Origin of the sequence: Amycolatopsis sp. YIM 10, assembly GCF_009429145.1 — a bacterium.
In the GTDB taxonomy this organism is placed as follows: Bacteria; Actinomycetota; Actinomycetes; order Mycobacteriales; family Pseudonocardiaceae; genus Amycolatopsis.
This window is the reverse complement of sequence record NZ_CP045480.1, coordinates 10206045-10225483: the sequence shown is the minus strand read 5'-3', so window position 1 is coordinate 10225483 and position 19439 is coordinate 10206045. Positions and strand designations below refer to the sequence as shown.

Sequence of the window (19439 nt, the reverse complement as noted above, 5' to 3'; positions counted from 1 at the left end):
GGCTCAACCGCCCTTCACGGTGTCGATCATGGCTTCGGCGGTCTTCTCGACCACCGGGCAGGGCTTCGACTCGTCCGGGCCGGTGGACAGCGACGAACTGACCCGCACCGCGAACTGGTCGTTCAGCCCGACGTAGAGCGAGCAGTCCCCGCCGCTGCGAGCATCGGTCACGTCGGCGTACACCGCCGGATAGCCCGCGACCTCCATCGGCTCGAAGTAGGCGAATTCATCCTTCTGGTCGTAGATGTCGCTCAACCCGTTCGGGTTCTTGGCCTGAGCGGAGATGTCCATGCGGTTGGTGGCCGCGTCGGTGAAGTTCCAGTTGCAGGTGGGGCCGGTCGAGGAGTCGCGCGGGGTGGCGTCGGTGAGCCCCAGTTCGGAGACCTTCGCGTCGGAGATCATGGCGCAGACGTCGCTGGCGAACTTCTGGGTGTCGATGGGGCTGGACACCTTGGGGGCCGAGCCGGTGGAGCCGCCGGGGGCGGAACTCTCTTCCCCGGACGGCGAGCTGGAGGCGGGGGGCTTGCCGCCGGGCACGGTGGCGGTCGGGATGTCCCCGGCACTGCCCTCCTTGCCGCCGCCGCAACCCGCGAGCAGCGCACCGGTGGCGAGCGCGGCCGCCGTCAGACCGACAAGACGCTGGCTGTTCATCAGGCTTGCTCACCCGTCTTCTTCAGCGCGGCCTCGGTGTCGGCCTCGTTGTTCGTCATGGACTTCTTCGCCGATTCGAGTGCTTCGACGTAGTTCTCCACGTACTCCTGCATCTTCGTGTTCTGGTCGATGAAGGCCTTGACCGACGGGATGGCGAGCTTCGCGAAGTCCCCGCTGGCGAACTCCTTCCCCGGCGCCTTGACCGCGGCCATGTTCCTGGCGTCCTCGGCGTCGGTCTTCAGATCGTCCAGCAGGTCCTGCCACTTCTTGATGACCGCGTCGATCTGGTCAGCCTGGAAGGTGAACCCTCCGCCGTTTCCCCCCGGCGCGGACATGCTGACTGGGCCAGTCATTCCGGTTCGTCCCCTTTCGACAACCCCGAGTACCCCACAGTTGAGTTCCGGTCGTCAACCACTCTGACGTACCGGCGGCGGAAGCCGTTCCACACGTATATACGCCAAAAGGGCCGCGCTCCGGGTGGAGGGCGGCCCTTTTGGCGTGCATGGCGTTACTTGGCGACGACCTCGAGGCGCAGGTCGGCCTTCACGTCGGGGTGCAGCCGGGCGGTGACCTGGTGCTTGCCGACGGTCTTGATGTGCTCGCGCAGCTCGATCACGCGCTTGTCGAGCAGCGGGCCACCGGCGGACTTGACCGCCGCGACGATGTCGTTGGTGGTCACCGAGCCGAACAGCTTCTTCGAGCCCTCGGCCGCCTTGGCGGAGAGCTGGATGTGCCCGAGGTTCTCCAGCGCGGTCCGCACCTCCTTGGCGTGGTCGAGGTCGCGGATCCGGCGGGACTCCTGGGCCCGGCGGATGGTCCGCACGTTCTTCTCCGCGCCCTTGGTGGCGGGAATGGCGTACCCACGCGGCAGCAGGTAGTTGCGCGCGTAGCCGTCCTTGACCTCGACGAGGTCGCCGGGACCGCCCAGGTTCGCCACGTCAGTGGTGAGAATGATCTTCGCCATGAGTGTGAACCTCCTTAGCGGGCGGTCGAGGTGTAGGGCAGCAGTGCCATCTCGCGGGAGTTCTTGACCGCGATGGCGACGTCACGCTGGTGCTGGCTGCAGTTGCCGGTGACCCGGCGGGCACGGATCTTGCCGCGGTCGGAGATGTACTTCCGCAGCAGGTTGGTGTCCTTGTAGTCGATCGCCTCGGGGCGACCCTTCTTCTCGGCCTTGCAGAAAACGCAGACCTTCTTCTTCGGCTTACGAATGGGTGGCTTGGCCACTGTCGACTCCTGGAATAGCTAACGAGATGTAATGGATCAGAAGGGGGGCTCGTCGTTGAAGCCGCCACCGCCGCCGCCTCCGGCGGGCGGGGCCGAACCCCACGGGTCGTCGGCCGGGGCGCTCCCGCCGCCCTGGCCACCGCCGAAGCCGCCACCACCGCCGCCGCCGCTACCGCGGCTGACCTTGTTCACCTTGGCGGTGGCGTAGCGCAGCGAGGGGCCGATCTCGTCGACCTCGAGCTCCACGACCGTGCGCTTCTCGCCCTCTTTGGTTTCGAAGGAGCGCTGCTTGAGCCTGCCCTGCACGACCACGCGGGCACCGCGGGTCAGCGACTCGGCGACGTTCTCCGCCGCCTGGCGCCAGATGTTGCAGCGCAGGAACAGGGCCTCGCCGTCCTTCCACTCGCCGGACTGGCGGTCGAAGGTGCGCGGGGTCGACGCGACGGTGAAGTTCGCGACGGCCGCACCCGACGGGGTGAACCGCAGCTCCGGGTCGGAGGTCAGGTTGCCGACCACCGTGATGACGGTGTCTCCAGCCATGGGCTCGTACCCCTCCGTCAGGCCTTGACGGCCGGCTTGGCGGCGCGCTTGACCTCGCGGCGCATGACCTTGGTCCGCAGCACCGTCTCCTGCAGCGACAGCTGCCGGTCCAGTTCCTTCACGGCTTCCGGCGTCGAGTTCAGGTCCAGCACGGCGTAGATGCCTTCGGCGTGCTTCTTGATCTCGAACGAGAGCCGGCGGCGACCCCAGACGTCAACCTTCTCGACGTCCCCGCCCGTGGTGCGGATCACGTTCAGGAACGTGTCCAGCGTCGGGGCGACGGTTCGCTCGTCGAGGGTGGGATCCAGGATGACCATTACCTCGTAATGGCGTGACACAACCACTCACCTCCTGTGGGCTCACGGCCATGGAACTTCCATGGCAGGAGGGTTTGTCAGGAGGAAGGGTACTCGCAGGGCAGTGCGAAGCTCCGTTGAGGGTGGTGGTGGGAGACGGGTGGGCGCTACGACGCTTTTCGCAGCACCCAGGTCCGGACCAGCGCGGCGGTCACGCCGGCGAGCGCGACCACGGCCAGCAGCATCGGCAGCTGGACGCTGTTGGCGGGCTGCCCGCCGGCGGCCAGCGCGTCGGCGTTGCCCGCGTTCTGCACCTCGGGCGCCTGGGTGGTGTTCGGGTCCGCGCCGAGAATGCCGAACTCGGGCGAGGTCGGGCCGGGGGCGGCGGAGCCGTAGCGCGCGCCGGGCGGCAGCGCGACGCCGGGCGTGGCGGCCGGGATGTTGCTGTAGTCCGGCGGCGGGGCCATCGTGCTGCCGGTGCCGAGCGGCAGCGTGCCGGGCACCTTGCCCTGGTTGCCGCCGGTGCCGGGCTGGGTGCCGGTGGAGCCGCCGGGCTGCGTGGCGGGCTGCTCGCTGCTGGTCGGCTCGCGGTAGTCGCTGGCGTAGGCGGTCAGGCCGCAGTTGCCCGCGACCTTCTTCTCCACGTTGGCGAGCGTCTTCTTGCGGTCGATGCCAAGGCCCCACGAGCCGGTGTCCTCGAGCGCCTTCGCCACGGCGAGGCCGATGGCCGAGCCGGAGACCTGCGTGCTGGCCGTGCCGGAGCCGACCTGGCCGACCTCGATGGTGGACACCTTCGCGATGTCGTTGGCCGCCCAGTCACCGACGGCGAGCGTGCCCGCCTCCTGCGCGCCCGCCTTGACCAGCGCCTTGACCGAGGCACCGGTGATCGCCACGGTGTCACCGCTGACGCCGGTGACACCGGCGGTGCAGCTGCCCGCCTGCAGCGTGGTCGCCGCGGCGGTCCCCGTGGAAAGTGCCAGCCCGCCGGTGGTCAGTGCGGCGATGGCGGTGGCCGTCAGTACCGAGCGGAAGGTCCTGGTCAGTCGGTGCTGCACGAGCGCTGTCCTCCGGTTCGGGGATTGGGGAGGTCGGTCGGAGTCACACAAGATAACGAGCCGGGTGCGCAAAAGATACTCGACCGGGTGGATCTTGCGGACTGGGCGGGGGGTTTACGCGGCTACTTTGCGCAGTACCCAGGTGCGCACCAGCGCCGCGGTGACCCCGGACAGCGCGAGCACCGCGATCAGCACCGGCAGCCCGGTGCCCTCGGTGAATCCGCCGTCGTCGCCGGGCAGCGCCTCGGCACCGCCCGCGTTCTGCACCGAGTCCGGCCCGGCGGGTTGCCCGTCGGCGCCGAGAATGCCGAATTCCGGGGCGTACCCCGGAATCTGGCCGCCGTAGCGAACGCCGGGGGACGGGCTGTAGAGGCCGGGGCCGGCCATCGGGATGGTGCTGTAGTCGCGCATCGGCGCGAAACCGGTGGAGAAGTTCGTCGGCAGGTTCGCGAACGCGGGCACACTGCCGCCGAGCACCTCGCTGTTGGACTGCGGGATCGGCACGACCGCGCCACCGGGCCCGGTCTGCGGCGCGCCACCGGGGCTGCCGCCCGGCGGGGTCTGCGGGCTGCCCGGCTTGCTCTCCGGTGCCTGCTGCCCACCGCCCAGCGCGCCGACGGTACCGCTGTGCACCCCGTCGACCACGCCCTTTGTCGCGTCCGCGAGCGGCGCGCCGACGCCGGGCACCGGGGCGACCACGGTGTCGATCACCGTCACGGTGACCTTGCACAGCCCGCCGAGCAGGCCGTCGACCACGCCGGTGAGCACCTTGGTGGCTTCGCTGACCACCCCGAGGTTGAGCGGGATGCCGAGCAGTGGCGTGGTGCCGAGAATGGTGTCACCGGGTTTGGCGGTGACGGAGCTGCCGCACGGCACCTTCTTGGTGTCGGCCGCCGATGCGGTGGCCGGGGTGGCGATCGCGGCCGAGCCCGCCAGTAGGAATGTCGCCGCTCCCACGGCGGCCGTTCGCTGGATCTGCCTGCGCATCGCCAAAGCCCTCTCACCCTGCCCATGCCCTGCTCCCCGGTTCAACGACGGTAACCGGGTCGGGTGACGGCGCGCGCGCCGAAGAGCCCGTGCGAACGGGTGGAATCGGCGGTTACGGAGAGTCAGGCGGCGCGGCGGCGGAGCCAGGTCCTGGCCAGCAGCGCGGCCACCACGACAACGGCGAGCACCGCGATCAGCAGCGGCACCCGCTGGGGCGGGGTGGCGCCGGGCAGCGCTTCGGCGGTGCCGGAGTTCTCCGCGAGCACCTGCGGCGGGAGCTGCTCACCGAGGTTCGGCGCGGCGGGCGGGGTGACACCGGGCGGGATGACCGGGCCGATCATCGCGGCCGGGCCGATCAGCGCCTGGCCGAGCGGCAGGAAGCTGGAGTCGATCCCGCTGCTCGCGTCGCCGCCGGTGCCGTCGCCGCCGCCGGGATTGGTCTCGATCGGCGCGTCGTCGGCGGGCGGCTCGTCCTCGGTCGGCGGCTCGGGCTGCGGCCCCGGTTCGCCATCGTCCGGCGGGTTGCCCGGCTCGGTCTCGTCAGCGCCCAGCAAGTTCTGGGTGACCTCGCCGACGGTGTTGGTCGTGGTCTGCGCGGTGTCGCAGATGGTTCCGGCGGTGTCCACCACCAGTCCGGTCTTGCTGATGCCCAGTCCGTCGAGCGCTTCCTTCACCGGGAGCGACAGCAGCGGCTTGGCCTTGCCGTTGCCACCGGGGGACTTCGAGCTGAGGCCGAGGTCGAGCAGGCCGGGCGCGTTCGCGGCGGCACCGAGGTCGACGGTGAGCGGCTTGCCGTTCTCGCCCTTGAGGGTGGCATCGCATTCGCCGACGATCACCGGATCGACGCCCTCGGCGGCGCTCGCCGTGCCGGGCAGCGTCAGCGCGGCGGACATCGCCACCATGAAGCCGACCGCACCGATCCGATTCGCGTTCCTGCTCATGCGTCGCCTCCCTGTTCACGCACCGCGCTCAAAAGGTAGCCCATGAACGTGATCGGCGGTGCTTCGAGTGGGAAGTTTTCCGCCTGTAGCGTGCTCACATGCAGATCGGTGCGCATGTTCGTGACGACGACCCGTTGCCCGCGGCCAGGGAACGGGGCGCCGAAGTGGTGCAGTTCTTCCTCTCCGACCCGCAGGGCTGGAAGGCGCCGAAACGCCATCCCGGCGCGGACGAGATTTCGGCGGACGAGATCGAGGTCTTCATCCATTCGCCCTACCTGATCAACGTGGCCTCGCTGAACAACCGCATCCGCATCCCGTCGCGCAAGGGCGTGGCGCAGCACGCGGCCGGTTCCGCCGAGGTCGGCGCGAAGGGCCTGATCGTGCACGGCGGCCACGTCCGCAAGGGCGAGGACCCGGCCGAGGGGCTGGCGAACTGGCGGAAGCTGTTCGAGCGGCAGGCCGAAAGCGGCGGCTTCGCGGTGCCGATCCTGATCGAGAACACCGCGGGCGGCGACGGCGCGATGACCAAGGACCTGGAGATGATCGCCCGGCTCTGGGACCAGGTCGGCGAGTTCGGCGCGGGTTTCTGCCTGGACACCTGCCACGCCTACGCGGCGGGCTGGCAGCTCGACGGCGTGGTGGACCGGGTCAAGGCCATCACCGGCCGGATCGACCTGGTGCACCTCAACAACTCGCGCGACGAGTTCGGCTCCACCCGCGACCGGCACGCGAACGTGGTCGGCGGCGACGGCACGATCGATCCCGAGCTGCTGGCCGAGGTGGCGCGCACCGCGGGCGCGCCGGTGGTGGTGGAGACGCCGGGTGACGGCCAGGCCGCCGACATCGCCTACCTGCGGGAGGCGCTGGCCCGGTGACCAGGAAGCTCAGCCGTGCCGCGCTCGCCGCGCTCGTGGTGCTGTGCGGCGTGACCATGGTGCTGGGCTTCGCGAACAAGGACCGGTGCACCGGCCCCGAGTTCGACGTCTGGGGCCGCAGCGGTCCCGACTACACCCAGCGCAGCTACGCCGACGTCTGCTACTCCGACATCCAGCACCTGTGGATCGGCCGCGACATCGACCGGCACGTGTTCCCCTACGTCGACGGCGCGCTGGAGGACGGGCAGCTGACCGGCGGCTCGGTCGAGTACCCGGTGCTCACCGGCGTGCTGATCTGGGCGGGCGCGTTCTTCGTCGACACCGACGCCGGGTTCCTGCTCGCGTCGGCGTTGCTGCTGGCACCGTTCGGCCTGTTCACCGCCTGGTTGCTGGGCAGAATGGCGGGCTGGCGCTCGCTGTGGTGGGCGATCGGCCCGCCGCTGGTGCTCTACGCCTTCCACAACTGGGACCTGCCGGTGGTCGCCGTCGCGGTGGCCGCCTTCTACGTCACGCTGCTCGGCAAGCGGCCACTGCGGCAGCGGGCCGCGATCGCCGCGGTGCTGCTCGGGCTGGGCTTCGCGCTCAAGCTGTATCCGGCGATCTTCGTCATCCCGCTGGCGTTGTACGTGCTGACCAACGGCGAACGCCGGGACGGCCGGTACGACTCGGCCGGGGCGCTGCGGGTGGTCGCCATCGCGGCGGGCACCGGCGTCGCCGCGAACCTGCCGTTCATGCTGGCCGGGTTCGAGGGCTGGTGGGCGTCGTTCGAGTTCCAGGGCCAGCGGAAGGTCGACGTGTCGACCAACTCCATCTGGTTCTGGGGTTTCCGGCCGTTGTCCGATCCGGACAACGAGACCTTCCAGAGCGCGATGAGCGTGGTCTCGCCGACGCTGATGCTGGCTTCGTTCGCCGTCGCGGGCGTGCTCGGCTGGCAGCGCTACCGGCGTGATGGTGTCTACCCGCTGCTGCCGGTCGCGGCCGCGATGTTGTGCGGATTCCTGTTGCTGCACAAGGTCCACTCACCGCAGTACACGCTGTGGCTGCTGCCGATGTTCGTGCTGCTGCGGATCCCGTGGGGCTGGATCGTCGCCTACCTGGTCGCCGATCTGGCCATGGGCATCGGCATCTTCCGCTGGTTCGCGGTGCTGGGCGAAGGCGCCGGTGCCGGGATCTACGACGGGTTCGCCGCGCAGGCGGTGGCGGTCGGTGTCTGGGGCAGGGCCGCGTTGCTGGTCGCCCTGTTCTTCGTGTTCCTGCGCGCCGAACCGGTGGTCCGCGGCCGGGACCGGGCTACCGACTTCGCCCATTCGAGACTGGTGACCTGCGGGTGAACACGCCGCCCTGGTAGACGACCACGTCCCTGGCGCGGTCGAGCACACCGCCGGTCGGATCGTCGTCCCCCGCCGTGCGCACCGGATCCTTGTCCGGGCGCCGGATGTCGCGGATGACCAGCACGCACAACGCGATCACGGCCAGGTCGCGCACCACCACCGTGCCGAGGAACCAGCCCTCGGGCAGGCCGCGGTGGTCCTCGCCGAGGTAGAAGAACATGCGTGGCGCCCACACCAGTGCGTCGAGCACCATCCAGCCGAGCAGCAGCCGCCACCGCGGGATCGCCAGCACCGCCAGCGGCACCAGCCACAGCGAGTACTGCGGGCTCCACACCTTGTTCGTCAGCAGGAACGCGGCGACCACCAGGAAGCCGAGCTGCGCGAACCGCGGCCGGATCCGCGAGTTGAGCCCGAGGAACGCGATGCCGGCGCAGCAGGCGAGGAACAGCACGGCGGTCACCGTGTTCAGCCAGACCGGGGTCTCCCCGGAGCGGAGCACGCCGTCGAAACCCTGCCAGCCGGTGAAGTAGGAGATGACGTTGTACAGCGAGTCCGGGTCCATCCCGCGTTCGCCGTTGAGCCGGAAGAACTCGCGCCAGCCGACCGGGTAGGCCAGCGCGATCGGCAGGTTCACCGCCAGCCAGGCACCGGCCGCGGTCAGCGCCGCGGTGGTCCACGACCGCAGCTTCCCCGCTCTGACGCAGAGAATGAGCAGTGGCCCGAGCAGGAACAGCGGGTACAGCTTCACCGCCGCGCCCAGTCCGATCAGCAGCCCGGCGAGCATCGGCCGCCGCCGGGACCAGGCGAGCACACCACCCGCGGCGAACGCGGTGGCGAGCGTGTCGAAGTTGGTGAAGGCGTGCACCAGCACCAGCGGGGACACCGCGACCAGCGCGGCGTCCCACGGTCGTCGTCGGTTGGTTCTGGCCACCGCCCACACCGTGGCCAGCCAGGCGATGGCCAGCCACAACGCGGAGATGTTGAAGTAGATGGCCACCGGGATGGCGCCCGGCAGGAAGCCGGCGTCGGCACCGGAGAGCCAGGCGTCGGTCAGTTTCGCGTTGACCCACTGGAACAACCCGGACAGCACCGGGTACTCCATGTACCGGATCTGCTCCTCGGACGTGCCCGCGTTGTCCACCCAGCTGGTCTTGTACGGGAAGGTGCCGGGCTCGTTCAGCCGTTCCGCGCTGTAGAGCGGGACCACGTCCGAGTAGCACATCGCCACGTACGGGCGACCCGATCGCCAGTCGAGTTCCTGGCTGCCGTCCTCGCCGGGGTACTGCTGGATGCACGCGGCCTTGCCGAACCAGCTCAGTGTGAGACCCACCACGGCGAGCAGCAGCGCCACGCGCAGCGGTGACCAGAACCAGTGCCTGCCCAGCGCCGCGTGCTCGCCGATCGGACCGCCGAGCGGGCGGGTCGCCCCGGCCGCGAGCGCGCTGGTGTGGCTGGGAAGCACTCTGTGCGCCGCGTCCAAGGAGACCGGTTCGGTCACGGTGGTCTGCTCGGGCTCGGTGGGCACGCGCCGGATGGTATCCACGCCGGCGGTGACGCGCCGGTGAACCTGCCGGACAGGCCTCAGGTGCCCGGCTCGGCGTAGAACCGGGCCAGTACTTCGGCGGCGGCACCGGCCGCGACCAGGCGATCGTCGTGTTCGGCGAGCACCAGGTCGATCTTCTGCCAGCCCGGCAGCGGCAGCGAGGCCCGCAACTGGGCGTCGATCCGGTCCCGGTACAGCTCCGGCCGGTCACGCACAGCGAGCACGATCTGCTCCAGGTCGAGCAGTTGCACCAGGTCGACCAGGCCGACCCCGAGCAGCCGCGCGGCCTCGCCGGGATCACCACGCCGGACGGCGGCGTTGTGCAGCACCTCGACGCAGCCGCGCCGGCCGCACGGGCAGCGCGGGCCGTCGTGCGCGATGGTGGTGTGCCCGAACTCCCCCGCGTTGGTGCGCGGACCGCGGTAGACCCTGCCGTCGATCAGCAGCCCGGCGCCGATCCCGGTGCCGACGAGCACCACGGCCACCGCGCGCGCCGGGGTGGTGGCGTGCCAGGCGTATCCGGCGGCGGCCGCGTTGGTGTCCTTGTCCAGCAGCACCGGCAGCCCGGTGGCCTCGGTGAGCAGGTCCCGCAGCGGCACCTCGTGCCAGCCGGGCAGGTTGGTCGCCTCGCGCAGCACGCCGGTGGTGTGGTCCAGCGGACCGAGCGCGCCGACCCCCAGCCCCAGCACGGTGTCCACCCGCAGACCGTCCACACAGGACTTGATCGCGGCGACCGCGTCGGCCGGGGTGAAGGCGTCCGGCAGTTCGCGGGTTTCCTCCGCGACCACCGCGCCGAGCAGGTCGGTGCGCACCACGCGCAGTTCGTCCCGGTCGAGCTGGGCGCCGAGCGCGTGCCGCGCGCCGGGCCGGATGCGCAACCGCGTGCGTGGCTTGCCCACCCCACGCGACGGCTCGCGTTCCTCGTCGAGGATGCCCGCGTCGAGCAGCGCGGGCACGATCTTGGAGACGGCCTGCTGGGTCAGCCCGCTGCGCTCGGCCAGCTCGATCCGGCTGAGCCCGCCCGCGCGGCGGATCTCGCCGAGCAGCAGCGCCTGGTTGTGCTCGCGCAGGCCGCGCAGGTTCACCCCGGCCCTGATCTCGGTCTCCACCCGCCGATCCTCGCATGTGTTGCCATTAATAAACAGTGTTGTTTTAATGGGTGGCATGGCTGACTTGCGAGCGGGAATCATCGGCTACGGCACCGGCGGGCGGGTGTTCCACGCGCCGCTCGTGGCCGCCACCCCCGGCCTGAGCGTCGCGGCGATCGTCACCGGCAACGCCTCGCGCGCGGAACAGGCCGCCGCCGACCACCCCGGCGCCGAGATCCTCGGTGACGCCGACCAGTTGTACTCGCGCGACCTCGACCTCGTGGTGGTCAGCACACCGAACCGGACGCACGTGCCGCTCGCGCTCCAGGCCATCGAGCACGGCGTGCCGGTGGTGGTGGACAAGCCGTTCGCGCCGACCGCGGCCGAGGCCCAGCGGGTGATCGACGCGGCGGCCGCGGCGAACGTCGGGCTCACCGTGTTCCAGAACCGCCGCTGGGACTCCGACTTCCGGACCGTGCGCAAGGTGCTCGACTCCGGCGAACTCGGCGAGGTCTTCCGCTTCGAATCGCGGTACGACCGCTGGGTGCCGAAGCTGCGCGACAGCTGGCGCGAATTCGCCGACCCGGCCGAGGCGGGCGGGCTGCTCTACGACCTCGGCGCGCACATCGTCGACCAGGCCCTCCAGCTGTTCGGCCCGGTCACCGAGGTCTACGCCGAACTGGACAAGCGGCGCGAAGGCAGCGCGGTGCACGACGACGTCTTCGTCGCGCTGACGCACGAGAACGGCGTCCGCTCGCACCTGTGGACCTCGGCGCTCGCGGCCACGCTGAACCCGCGGTTCCGCGTGCTCGGCAATCGCGCCACCTTCACCAAGTACGGCCTGGACGTGCAGGAACCGCAGATCAAGGCGGGCATGAAGCCGGGCCAAGCCGGCTGGGGCGTCGAGCCGGAAAGCGACTACGGCGTGCTCGGCACCGGTGACGACACACATCGCGTGCTGACGGAAACCGGGCAGTACGAGCAGTTCTACGCGGAGGTCGCGGCCGCGCTGCGTGGTGAGGGCGACTTCCCGGTCGACCCGGCGTCCGCGGTGGAGGCGCTCGCGGTGATCGAAGCGGCCGGCGTGTCCGGTGTGGAACGACGCGTGGTGCAGACCCCACCGCGGAAGGTGTAGCGCACAGTAGGGATTCGGGCGCCGGAATCACGGACAGTCAATGGGTGACCCCCGTGGATCTGGCGCTCCTGCACGCCACCGTCATCGACGCCACCGGCGGCCGCCCGCGGCCGGACGCGACGCTGGTGGTGCGGGCCGGGCGGATCACCGCGCTCGGGCGATTCGGTGACACGCACGTGCCGCGCGGGCTGCGAAAGCTGGATCTGCGCGGGAAGTTCGTCGTGCCGGGGTTGTGCGACGTGCGGGTGCACGGTGGTGATCCGGCTCTGTTCCTGGCGAACGGCGTCACCACGGCGCGTGCTCCGCTGCCGCCGCGCCGGGTTCCGCTGGATCCGGTGGAGTTCGTCCGCCCGCCGGCACACCACGTGCCCACGCTCGCGCGCCACGCCGTGCTCGACCGGCCTTCGCTGCTCTCGGCGGACGACTACCGGCTGAAGTACCTGCCACCCACCGAGCGCGACGGCTGGCGGTGGGCGCTGGAGAAACTGCGGCGCAAACCGGACCGGGCCGCGTTGTTCGAGCACCGCCTGCGGTTCACCGGCGCGCTGCACCGGGCGGGCGTGCCGATCCTGGCGGGCACGGACACCGGAACGCCGTGGGTCTTCCCGGGTTTCGCGCTGCACGAGGAACTCGCGTTCCTGGTCGAGGCGGGCTGCACCCCGATGCAGGCCCTGCAGTCGGCGACCAAGGAAGCCGCCCGGTACCTGGGCCGCTCGGCCACCCACGGCACCATTGCCGTCGGCAAGGTCGCCGACCTGCTGATCCTCGACGCCGACCCGCTGCTGGACATCCGGAACACCCGGAAGATCCACTCCGTCCTCACCCGCGGCACGCACCTCACCCCCACCGCACGGGCCCAGTTGCTCGCCACCACCGCGGCCGCCTGACGCCGGAGACAACAGTGGCTCCCGGGACAGACCCGGGAGCCACTGTTGTCTTGCTGGGTATCAGTTGTCGTCGGGATCTCGGCCGTTGGCCGGGTCACCGTTCCCGTGGCCGGGCAGGCCCGGAATGGACGGCTTGCCCGAGCTGCTCGGCTTGCCCGACGGCTCGCCGTCGTTCGGTTCCGACGGATTCGTCGACTCGCTCGGCGGCGCCGACGACGGCGGCGCGCTCGGTTGCTGCGACTTGGACGGCTGCGACGGCGGCGCGGTCGGCACCGTGCGCCCGATCAGCCTGACGTCGGAGAACTTCTCCTTCGGCTTGCCCTTCAGGTAGCCGTCCATGAACTTCTTCCAGATCTCACCCGGCAGGTCCTTGCCGTAGATCTTCTTCTTGTTCGCCATCCGGATGACCTTGTCGGCCTCCGTGCCGACCCAGGCGCTCGCCGATACGTGCGGCGAGTAACCGACCATCCACGCCTGCGAGTTCTCGTTGCCGAGGCTGTCCGGCTCACCCGCCTTCGGCGTGTACTGGTGCGTCCCGGTCTTGCCGGCGCAGTCGTAACCGCCACCGCAGGCCAGCTTCGAGTACGGCAGCACCGGCACCAGCGACTTCGTCACGTTCCCGGCGATCTGCTTGCTCTTCTCCGGGTCGTTCTCGGCGAACGCCGGCTTCTCCGCGACCTCGGCCTCGTAGACCACCTCGTCGCGCGAGTTCAGCACCTTCGACACGAAGTGGTAGTCCCGCTGCATGCCGTCCGCGGCGAAGGTCGCGTAGGCCGCCGCCATGTCGGCGGGCGTCACCTCGGCGTCTCGGCCACCACCGATGGAGAGGTTGTTGTCGGCGTCGGTCATCGGCGCCTTCACCCCGGCCTGGTGCGCCGCGTCGACGACCTCCTCGACCCCGGTCTGCCTGGCCACGAAGTCGTAGAACACGGTGTTCACCGACTTCTCCATCGCCTCCGCGACCGAGCACTGCGCACTGCAGTCCACGCCCTCGGAGTTGCGCACCGTGGCGCCCTGGATCTTCCGCGGTGACGTACCGTCGTAGACCTCACCGAGGCCCTTGCCGGTCTTCAGCAGGGCGACCAGGTCGAACGGCTTGAACGACGAGCCCGGTGGTCTCGCGGTGTTCGCCCAGTCGCGCTGGTCCTCCTTGGTGTTCGGACCGCCGTAGTAGGCGGTGACGCCACCGGTCTTCGGATCGATCGCGACCAGTGCCTCCCGCAGGTCGGCCGGCTGGTCCTTCATCACCTCGTCGACCGTCTTGATCGCCAGGTCCTGCGCCTTGGGATCGATCGTGGTGTAGATCTTGTAGCCACCGGACTGGATCTTGTCCTCGGTGATGCCCTTGGACTCCAGCTCGTCCACGATCCGGTGCTTCACCAGCAGGTTCGGCCCGGTGATGGTCTGCTTGCGCACGTCGTCCAGCGGCACCGGCACCGGGAAGGTCGCCTGCGCCCGTTCGGCCGGGGTCATCCAGCCGTTCTCCACGATGCGATCCATCGCCACGCGCCAGCGTTCTTCGGCCACCGGGCGCTGCTCGGCGCGTCCCGGCTGCTGGATCAGCCCGGCCAGCAGCGCGGCCTCGGAGGTGGTCATGTCCTTGGCGTCCTTGCCGAAGAACGACTTCGCCGCGGTCTGGATGCCGTACGACCCGCGCCCGAAGTAGATCGTGTTCAGGTACGCGGTGATGATCTCGTCCTTGCTGTACTGCTTGTTCATCTTGAAGGACTTGACCAGCTCGGTGGCCTTACGGGTGAGGGTGCCCTCGTCGTTCTCGGTGGCCTTCTTCACGTACTGCTGGCTGATCGTCGAACCACCACCGACACCGCTGGTGATCTGGTTGTAGACCGCCCGCAGGATGCCGGTGATGTCGAACCCGGAGTTCGTCTCGAAGGTGGCGTCCTCGGTGGCGTAGATCGCCCGGCGCACGTTCTGCGGGATCTGCTCCGGCTCGAGCATCTCCCGGTTGCCGCCCTGCGGGATGTCCTTGCCCAGCTCCGACTCGTCGGCGAAGTAGTAGGTGACCACCTTGTCCTGCTTGGCCGCCACCTCCTGCGGGGTCGGCACGTCGACGGTGAAGTAGAGCACCGTGAACGCCCCGGCGGGCAGCACCACAAAAAGGCCGACGAGCACGTAGAGCACCCGCCGCACCCGCTTCCAGCGGCGCCGCTTGCGCAGGGCGGGGCTCAGCTGCTTCTTGCCGCCGTCGCCCGCAGCGCCGTCACCGCCGTCCGCGCCGAACTCGTTGAACGCGGCCTGCTGCTCCTCGGCGGGCCAGCTGTCGCGGCGGTCGTACCCGTCGTCGGGGAAGCCGGTGCCGTTGTGTTCGTGGTGCGTGATCAGCTCGGGCTCGCGCTCCGGCGTCGGCGGCACGAAGCTCGTCGGCTCCTCCTGGCGCGGTGGCGGCTGCTGGCGTCGCGGGGGCAGCGGGGGCTGCCCCGGCGGTGGCGGCCGGTACCCGCCGCCGTGCTGCTGGCGCGGTGGCGGCGGCTGCCGGTCCTCCTGGGGCCAGCCCTGTCCGCCGGGCGGCGGGCCACCACGCGGGCGGCCGTGGCCGCCCTGCTCACCAGGCCACTGCGGTTCGTCACCGGCGGGCCACTCGGGGTTGCCGCGCCGGGGGGCGCGGTTCTCGCCACCGGGCCACTGCGGGCCCGGCTCCTCTTCCGGCCACGAGCGGCCGTACTGATCATTCACGGAAAGGCCTCCCAGATCGGCGTTTCGGGGGACGCCGTTCTGTGGTCATCGGTTCTCGCTTGCCCCTGTGACGCTGGGATCACTGCCCGGCCGACCTCCGCGGCCGGGTACGTGGTTGTGGTTGTCCGGTCCCAAGGACGTATGACTGCACCAGGTGGTTCCAGCCGCATGTCCGGCAGACCTCAACCACGTACACGGTGAACTCGGCGAAATGGTTGGCCATTCTCGCCAGTTCTTCCGGAGCCCGCGCCGAACCCGAGGCGTGCTTCAGCTCGTCGCCGTACACCCAGGAGACCTCGGTGAGGACCTCCCGGCGGCACACGGGGCAGTCGGCCTGACCGGGGCGACCATGGAACTTGGCCGCCCTGAGCAGGTACGGAGTCGCGTCACACACCTCCGCGGTGCCGACGCGCCCCGAGTAGACCTCGGCGAGCAGCGCACGGCGCTGCAACGCGTAGTCCACGATCTGCCGGTGGGTTCGCACGCTGACAGAGTACGTGTCCCGGCGGCCGTGACGATGAGCCGTTCTGCCTAGCGATCCGCGGCCGGACCGCGACACGCCGACAGCCTGATAACGCTCTGATGAATTCCACTGGTGTGATTCGGCGTCCAACGGGTGATCCACAGGGTTAGCTGCGCCACTTCGATGTATCGGCGCGATATAGTGGACCGGTAGGTTGCGACGCGCGGATGGAGTAATACGGAGCAACGCCGTGGCGCGTCGTTTGTTCCCGGAAGGGGGTGGCCGGCGTGCTGGAGTTCGCGGTGCTGGGACTGCTGCACGAGGCCCCCATGCACGGCTACGTGCTGCGTAAGCGGCTGCACGAAACCCTCGGCATGTTCCGCACCTTCTCCTACGGCTCGCTGTACCCGACCTTGCGGCGGTTGCAGCGAGCGGGCTTCATCGTCGAGGAGGCCGGTGAAGCCCCGGCGCCCGATCCCGCCGTTCGAGCACAGAGCCGTGCGTGGGCGGCCCGCCGCGGGAAGCGGGTGTACAAGCTGACCGCCGAGGGCAAGGAGCGGTTCGCCGAACTGCTCGGCGACGCCGGTCCGCAGACCTGGGACGACGAGGGCTTCGGAGTCCACCTCGCGTTCTTTTCCCGGACACCGGCCGACGTCAGGATGCGGATCCTGGAAGGTCGCCGCCGCCGGGTCGAGGAGCGGCGCGAGGGACTGCGGGCGGCCATGGCCAGGGCCGAGGAGAGGATCGACCGCTACACCCGCGAGCTGCACCGGCTTGGCCTGGAAAGCAGCGAACGAGAAGTGCGCTGGCTCAACGAGCTGATCGCGCACGAGCAGGCCGAGCAGCGGGCAGAGGAGCCCTGAGCGGAGCTCGGCCACTACCTACGTGAAGAACGAAACCAAAGGAGAATCCGGCATGGGCGAGAACCGCCGCAGCGTTCGGGTGGCCATCGTTGGCGTCGGCAACTGTGCCGCATCGCTGGTGCAGGGTGTGCAGTACTACCGCGACGCCGATCCCGCCTCGCGCGTGCCCGGACTGATGCACGTCCAGTTCGGTGAGTACCACGTGGCCGACATCGAATTCGCCGCTGCCTTCGACGTGGACGCCAAGAAGGTCGGCCGCGATCTGAGCGAAGCCATCGTCGCCAGCGAGAACAACACCATCAAGATCGCCGACGTCCCGCCGCTCGGGGTGACCGTGCAGCGCGGGCACACGCTCGACGGCCTCGGGCGGTTCTACCGGGAGACCGTGGAGGAGTCCGACGAGCAGCCCGCCGACGTGGTCGCCGTGCTGCGCGAGGCCGAGGTCGACGTCCTGGTCTCGTACCTGCCGGTGGGCTCGGAGGAAGCCGACAAGTTCTACGCGCAGGCCGCCATCGACGCGGGCGTCGCCTTCGTCAACGCGCTGCCGGTGTTCATCGCGTCGGACCCCGAATGGGCGAAGAAGTTCACCGACGCCGGGATCCCCATCGTCGGTGACGACATCAAGTCCCAGGTCGGCGCCACCATCACGCACCGCGTGCTGGCGAAGCTGTTCGAGGACCGCGGGGTGCAGCTCGACCGCACCATGCAGCTCAATGTGGGCGGGAACATGGACTTCCTGAACATGAAGGAGCTGGAGCGGCTCGAGTCGAAGAAGATCTCCAAGACCCAGTCGGTCACCTCGCAGGTCGACCGGGACCTCGGCAAGGGCAACGTGCACATCGGCCCGTCGGACTACGTGCAGTGGCTCGACGACCGCAAGTGGGCCTACGTCCGCCTCGAGGGCCGCGCCTTCGGTGACGTGCCGCTGAACATGGAGTACAAGCTCGAGGTCTGGGACTCGCCGAACTCGGCGGGCATCATCATCGACGCGGTGCGGGCCGCGAAGATCGCCAAGGACCGCGGCATCGGCGGGCCGATCCTGTCGGCGTCCTCCTACTTCATGAAGTCGCCGCCGGAGCAGTACGACGACGCCACCGCGCGCGACGCCGTCGAGAAGTTCATCGCCGGCGAGTGATCGATGCGGTGAAGGTGGCTTTCGCGGCACTCGCGCCGTGAAAGCCACCTTCACCGCGGTCAGGGCTCAGGCGAACGGTGAGCAGGAGACCCGCCCGATCGCGGCGTGCCCGCGCGGGCTGTCGTCCGCGCCGTAGAGATAGACGTGCATCGCGGTCAGGTCGAGGCCGCCGGAGCCGTCCTTGAGCGTCTCGCGGAAGACCACCTTCGCCTTGGCCGCGGCGCCGTGCAGCGTGCCGTTGACCCAGACCGCCGAGTTCTCCTCGATCGGTTTCGGCGGCGTCACCCCTCTGATATTGCGAATGGTGAACTGCGCGTAGGTGGTGCCGGTGGCGGTGCCCTCGCAGCTCACCTCGTACTCGCCGGTGCGGATGCGCTGCCGGTTCGCGGTCACGAAGGCGTCCAGCTGGAAGCTGTCGCCCTTGACCTTGACCAGGTTCTTCTCCACGTCCTCGTCGTGCACGCAGGACGCGGTCGCCTCGCCGTAGCGCACGACGCCGGTCTGGCGCACCGCGCCGGAGCTGACCTCGTTCTCGCCGTAGACGTCGCATTCGGCGAGCGGCCCGAGCGGCGTCGCTTGCCCGTTGCTCGCGGGCACCTGGGCCACCCCGGCATTGCCGACCCCGTCCTCACCGACCGCGTAGGCGGGTGCCCCGACGCCCAGCACCGCGACGACCACCGCACCCGTGACCCCGATTCGCCGAATGAACATCACAGCCCCTTTCCTCCCGGTAAGCCGGTGTTTGCACCAGGTAGTCGCGGGTGGGCGGGTGCCGTTATCGATCTTCGGCGGTGATCACCCGTCGGAGGCGGCCGGTTCGCTCGTTCGGGCACCGGACCGGGGCGTCGGTCAGTAGGTTGGCCCGGTGAACGAAACCCATGAGGAGCTGATCCAGCAACTCGGCGGCACGTTGCTGGACCTGGTCCCCGAGACGGGTTGGCGGCGGATCGACCTGGTCTGCTCGATGACCGCGCCGGTGCGGGACCTCATCCTGACGGTGATCATGGACGACGGCTCGCGCCCGGCGATCACGCCGCCGGAGGTGCTGACCGTGATACTGGCGAAGCTGCGCGCTCTGCTCTACCAGCCCGACCGAGGCACCTGGTTCTCCGCGCGGATCTCGATGAACCCGCCGGGGCAGATCTTCTTCGACTACAACAACGACCACGAGCCGGTGCTCACGCGGCCGATGGCGCCGGCGCACTACGCCGAGGATCTGCGGGTGTTCCCCAGGGATCCCGGGCACGTTCCCGCCTGGCTCCGCGCGAAGCTGGCCACCGAGGGGGCGAACTGATGCCGATGCCCGTGGTGCCGCTGAACGCGGCGCAGGCCAACCAGCTGTTCAAGGAGTTCACCACCTGGATGGTGCACTCGGTGCCCGCGGACTGGGAGCAGCTCTTCCTCACCTTCCGCGCGGTGGGCGACTACGTGGAACTGACCGGCCGGGTGGTGACCGTGCTGGGCACGGCGCGCCCGTGGACCCCGCCCGAGCGTGCCGTGGACTTCTTCGTGGACCTGCGCGACAGCATGGCGAAACCGGACGAGGGCGCCTGGACCACGGTCCGCTACCACCTCACGCACCCCGGCGGGTACTCGGCCGAATACGACTGGGACGGCGAACCGGACTGGGACCACGTGCCGCCGGCGGAGTTCTTCCGGCAGGAGATGGAGCGCTACCCGCGCACCGGCGAGCACGCGGAGTGGCTCCGGGCGCGCGGGTAGCCCCGC

The 19439-nt window shown here is 69.9% G+C and carries 22 protein-coding genes; 8 read left to right on the top strand and 14 right to left on the bottom strand.

The window, feature by feature from the left end; all coding sequences use genetic code 11:
- Window positions 1-3 precede the first annotated feature (3 nt).
- The 9 genes from YIM_RS47760 to YIM_RS47720 all read right to left on the bottom strand — a co-directional run bounded on the left by YIM_RS47760 (window position 4) and on the right by YIM_RS47720 (window position 5697).
- On the bottom strand, window positions 4-651 hold the full coding sequence (locus tag YIM_RS47760; protein WP_153036615.1) for a DUF3558 domain-containing protein: 648 nt from the start codon (window positions 649-651) through the stop codon (window positions 4-6).
- On the bottom strand, window positions 651-1004 hold the full coding sequence (locus YIM_RS47755; RefSeq protein WP_113695350.1) for a hypothetical protein: 354 nt from the start codon (window positions 1002-1004) through the stop codon (window positions 651-653). The genes YIM_RS47760 and YIM_RS47755 overlap by 1 nt, the downstream gene beginning before the upstream one ends.
- 155 nt (window positions 1005-1159) lie before the next feature.
- On the bottom strand, window positions 1160-1615 hold the full coding sequence (rplI, locus tag YIM_RS47750; protein WP_153036614.1) for a 50S ribosomal protein L9: 456 nt from the start codon (window positions 1613-1615) through the stop codon (window positions 1160-1162).
- Between the two features lie 14 nt (window positions 1616-1629).
- Window positions 1630-1878: a 30S ribosomal protein S18 gene (rpsR, locus tag YIM_RS47745; protein WP_113695352.1), complete on the bottom strand. Its 249-nt coding sequence runs from the start codon at window positions 1876-1878 to the stop codon at window positions 1630-1632.
- Between the two features lie 36 nt (window positions 1879-1914).
- Entirely contained in the window at window positions 1915-2418 is a 504-nt protein-coding gene (locus YIM_RS47740; protein WP_153036613.1) for a single-stranded DNA-binding protein, read from the bottom strand.
- A 17-nt stretch (window positions 2419-2435) separates the two neighbouring features.
- Entirely contained in the window at window positions 2436-2756 is a 321-nt protein-coding gene (gene rpsF, locus YIM_RS47735; protein WP_194239987.1) for a 30S ribosomal protein S6, read from the bottom strand.
- A 125-nt stretch (window positions 2757-2881) separates the two neighbouring features.
- Window positions 2882-3769: a hypothetical protein gene (locus tag YIM_RS47730; protein WP_153036612.1), complete on the bottom strand. Its 888-nt coding sequence runs from the start codon at window positions 3767-3769 to the stop codon at window positions 2882-2884.
- Window positions 3770-3883: 114 nt separating this feature from the next.
- Entirely contained in the window at window positions 3884-4756 is an 873-nt protein-coding gene (locus YIM_RS47725) for a hypothetical protein (protein ID WP_194239986.1), read from the bottom strand.
- A 122-nt stretch (window positions 4757-4878) separates the two neighbouring features.
- Entirely contained in the window at window positions 4879-5697 is an 819-nt protein-coding gene (locus YIM_RS47720) for a hypothetical protein (RefSeq protein ID WP_153036611.1), read from the bottom strand.
- A gap of 98 nt (window positions 5698-5795) precedes the next feature.
- On the opposite strand from YIM_RS47720, the gene YIM_RS47715 reads away from it, so the two are divergent.
- Window positions 5796-6572 (top strand): deoxyribonuclease IV, encoded by a 777-nt coding sequence (locus YIM_RS47715; protein ID WP_153036610.1) that lies wholly within the window; start codon window positions 5796-5798, stop codon window positions 6570-6572.
- Complete coding sequence (locus YIM_RS47710) at window positions 6569-7903, top strand: glycosyltransferase family 87 protein (RefSeq protein ID WP_228004461.1); 1335 nt, start codon at window positions 6569-6571, stop codon at window positions 7901-7903. The genes YIM_RS47715 and YIM_RS47710 overlap by 4 nt, the downstream gene beginning before the upstream one ends.
- Here the strand turns inward: YIM_RS47710 and YIM_RS47705 are convergent.
- Both YIM_RS47705 and YIM_RS47700 read right to left on the bottom strand, forming a co-directional pair.
- Window positions 7863-9428, bottom strand: a complete 1566-nt coding sequence (locus tag YIM_RS47705; protein ID WP_153036609.1) for a glycosyltransferase family 87 protein — start codon at window positions 9426-9428, stop codon at window positions 7863-7865. The two genes, YIM_RS47710 and YIM_RS47705, sit on opposite strands and share 41 nt — an antisense overlap.
- A gap of 56 nt (window positions 9429-9484) precedes the next feature.
- The gene (locus YIM_RS47700; RefSeq protein ID WP_228004460.1) at window positions 9485-10555 is read right to left on the bottom strand and encodes an ROK family transcriptional regulator; all 1071 of its coding nucleotides are present in this window, start codon (window positions 10553-10555) and stop codon (window positions 9485-9487) included.
- 55 nt (window positions 10556-10610) lie between these two features.
- Here YIM_RS47700 and YIM_RS47695 point away from each other — a divergent pair, with 55 nt between their 5' ends.
- Both YIM_RS47695 and YIM_RS47690 read left to right on the top strand, forming a co-directional pair.
- Window positions 10611-11669, top strand: a complete 1059-nt coding sequence (locus YIM_RS47695; RefSeq protein WP_153036607.1) for a Gfo/Idh/MocA family oxidoreductase — start codon at window positions 10611-10613, stop codon at window positions 11667-11669.
- 44 nt (window positions 11670-11713) lie between these two features.
- Complete coding sequence (locus YIM_RS47690; protein WP_228004459.1) at window positions 11714-12556, top strand: amidohydrolase family protein; 843 nt, start codon at window positions 11714-11716, stop codon at window positions 12554-12556.
- 60 nt (window positions 12557-12616) lie between these two features.
- Here YIM_RS47690 and YIM_RS47685 read toward each other — a convergent pair whose 3' ends face one another.
- Window positions 12617-15250 (bottom strand): transglycosylase domain-containing protein, encoded by a 2634-nt coding sequence (locus YIM_RS47685; protein WP_153036606.1) that lies wholly within the window; start codon window positions 15248-15250, stop codon window positions 12617-12619.
- 79 nt (window positions 15251-15329) lie between these two features.
- Window positions 15330-15734 (bottom strand): DUF5318 domain-containing protein, encoded by a 405-nt coding sequence (locus YIM_RS47680; protein ID WP_153036605.1) that lies wholly within the window; start codon window positions 15732-15734, stop codon window positions 15330-15332.
- Between the two features lie 266 nt (window positions 15735-16000).
- On the opposite strand from YIM_RS47680, the gene YIM_RS47675 reads away from it, so the two are divergent.
- Together YIM_RS47675 and YIM_RS47670 are read left to right on the top strand one after the other, a co-directional pair.
- Window positions 16001-16576, top strand: a complete 576-nt coding sequence (locus YIM_RS47675; RefSeq protein ID WP_153036604.1) for a PadR family transcriptional regulator — start codon at window positions 16001-16003, stop codon at window positions 16574-16576.
- A 52-nt stretch (window positions 16577-16628) separates the two neighbouring features.
- A complete protein-coding gene (locus YIM_RS47670) occupies window positions 16629-17711 on the top strand; it encodes an inositol-3-phosphate synthase (RefSeq protein WP_153036603.1) in 1083 nt (360 codons plus the stop codon).
- Between the two features lie 66 nt (window positions 17712-17777).
- Here the strand turns inward: YIM_RS47670 and YIM_RS47665 are convergent, their stop codons facing one another.
- A complete protein-coding gene (locus tag YIM_RS47665) occupies window positions 17778-18422 on the bottom strand; it encodes a hypothetical protein (RefSeq protein ID WP_153036602.1) in 645 nt (214 codons plus the stop codon).
- A gap of 154 nt (window positions 18423-18576) precedes the next feature.
- On the opposite strand from YIM_RS47665, the gene YIM_RS47660 reads away from it, so the two are divergent.
- Window positions 18577-19005: a hypothetical protein gene (locus tag YIM_RS47660; RefSeq protein ID WP_153036601.1), complete on the top strand. Its 429-nt coding sequence runs from the start codon at window positions 18577-18579 to the stop codon at window positions 19003-19005.
- A complete protein-coding gene (locus tag YIM_RS47655; RefSeq protein WP_153036600.1) occupies window positions 19005-19433 on the top strand; it encodes a hypothetical protein in 429 nt (142 codons plus the stop codon). Before YIM_RS47660 ends, YIM_RS47655 begins: the two co-directional genes overlap by 1 nt.
- Window positions 19434-19439 lie beyond the last annotated feature (6 nt).

What these genes read in the sequence shown, in the direction of transcription:
- YIM_RS47715 (WP_153036610.1), top strand. Translation starts at nt 5,796, where the DNA reads ATGCAGATCGGTGCGCATGTTCGTGACGACGACCCGTTGCCCGCGGCC.
- YIM_RS47740 (WP_153036613.1), bottom strand. Translation starts at nt 2,418, where the DNA reads ATGGCTGGAGACACCGTCATCACGGTGGTCGGCAACCTGACCTCCGAC.
- YIM_RS47725 (WP_194239986.1), bottom strand. Translation starts at nt 4,756, where the DNA reads ATGCGCAGGCAGATCCAGCGAACGGCCGCCGTGGGAGCGGCGACATTC.
- YIM_RS47755 (WP_113695350.1), bottom strand. Translation starts at nt 1,004, where the DNA reads ATGACTGGCCCAGTCAGCATGTCCGCGCCGGGGGGAAACGGCGGAGGG.
- YIM_RS47760 (WP_153036615.1), bottom strand. Translation starts at nt 651, where the DNA reads ATGAACAGCCAGCGTCTTGTCGGTCTGACGGCGGCCGCGCTCGCCACC.
- YIM_RS47665 (WP_153036602.1), bottom strand. Translation starts at nt 18,422, where the DNA reads ATGTTCATTCGGCGAATCGGGGTCACGGGTGCGGTGGTCGTCGCGGTG.
- YIM_RS47670 (WP_153036603.1), top strand. Translation starts at nt 16,629, where the DNA reads ATGGGCGAGAACCGCCGCAGCGTTCGGGTGGCCATCGTTGGCGTCGGC.
- YIM_RS47655 (WP_153036600.1), top strand. Translation starts at nt 19,005, where the DNA reads ATGCCGATGCCCGTGGTGCCGCTGAACGCGGCGCAGGCCAACCAGCTG.
- rplI (WP_153036614.1), bottom strand. Translation starts at nt 1,615, where the DNA reads ATGGCGAAGATCATTCTCACCACTGACGTGGCGAACCTGGGCGGTCCC.
- YIM_RS47720 (WP_153036611.1), bottom strand. Translation starts at nt 5,697, where the DNA reads ATGAGCAGGAACGCGAATCGGATCGGTGCGGTCGGCTTCATGGTGGCG.
- YIM_RS47695 (WP_153036607.1), top strand. Translation starts at nt 10,611, where the DNA reads ATGGCTGACTTGCGAGCGGGAATCATCGGCTACGGCACCGGCGGGCGG.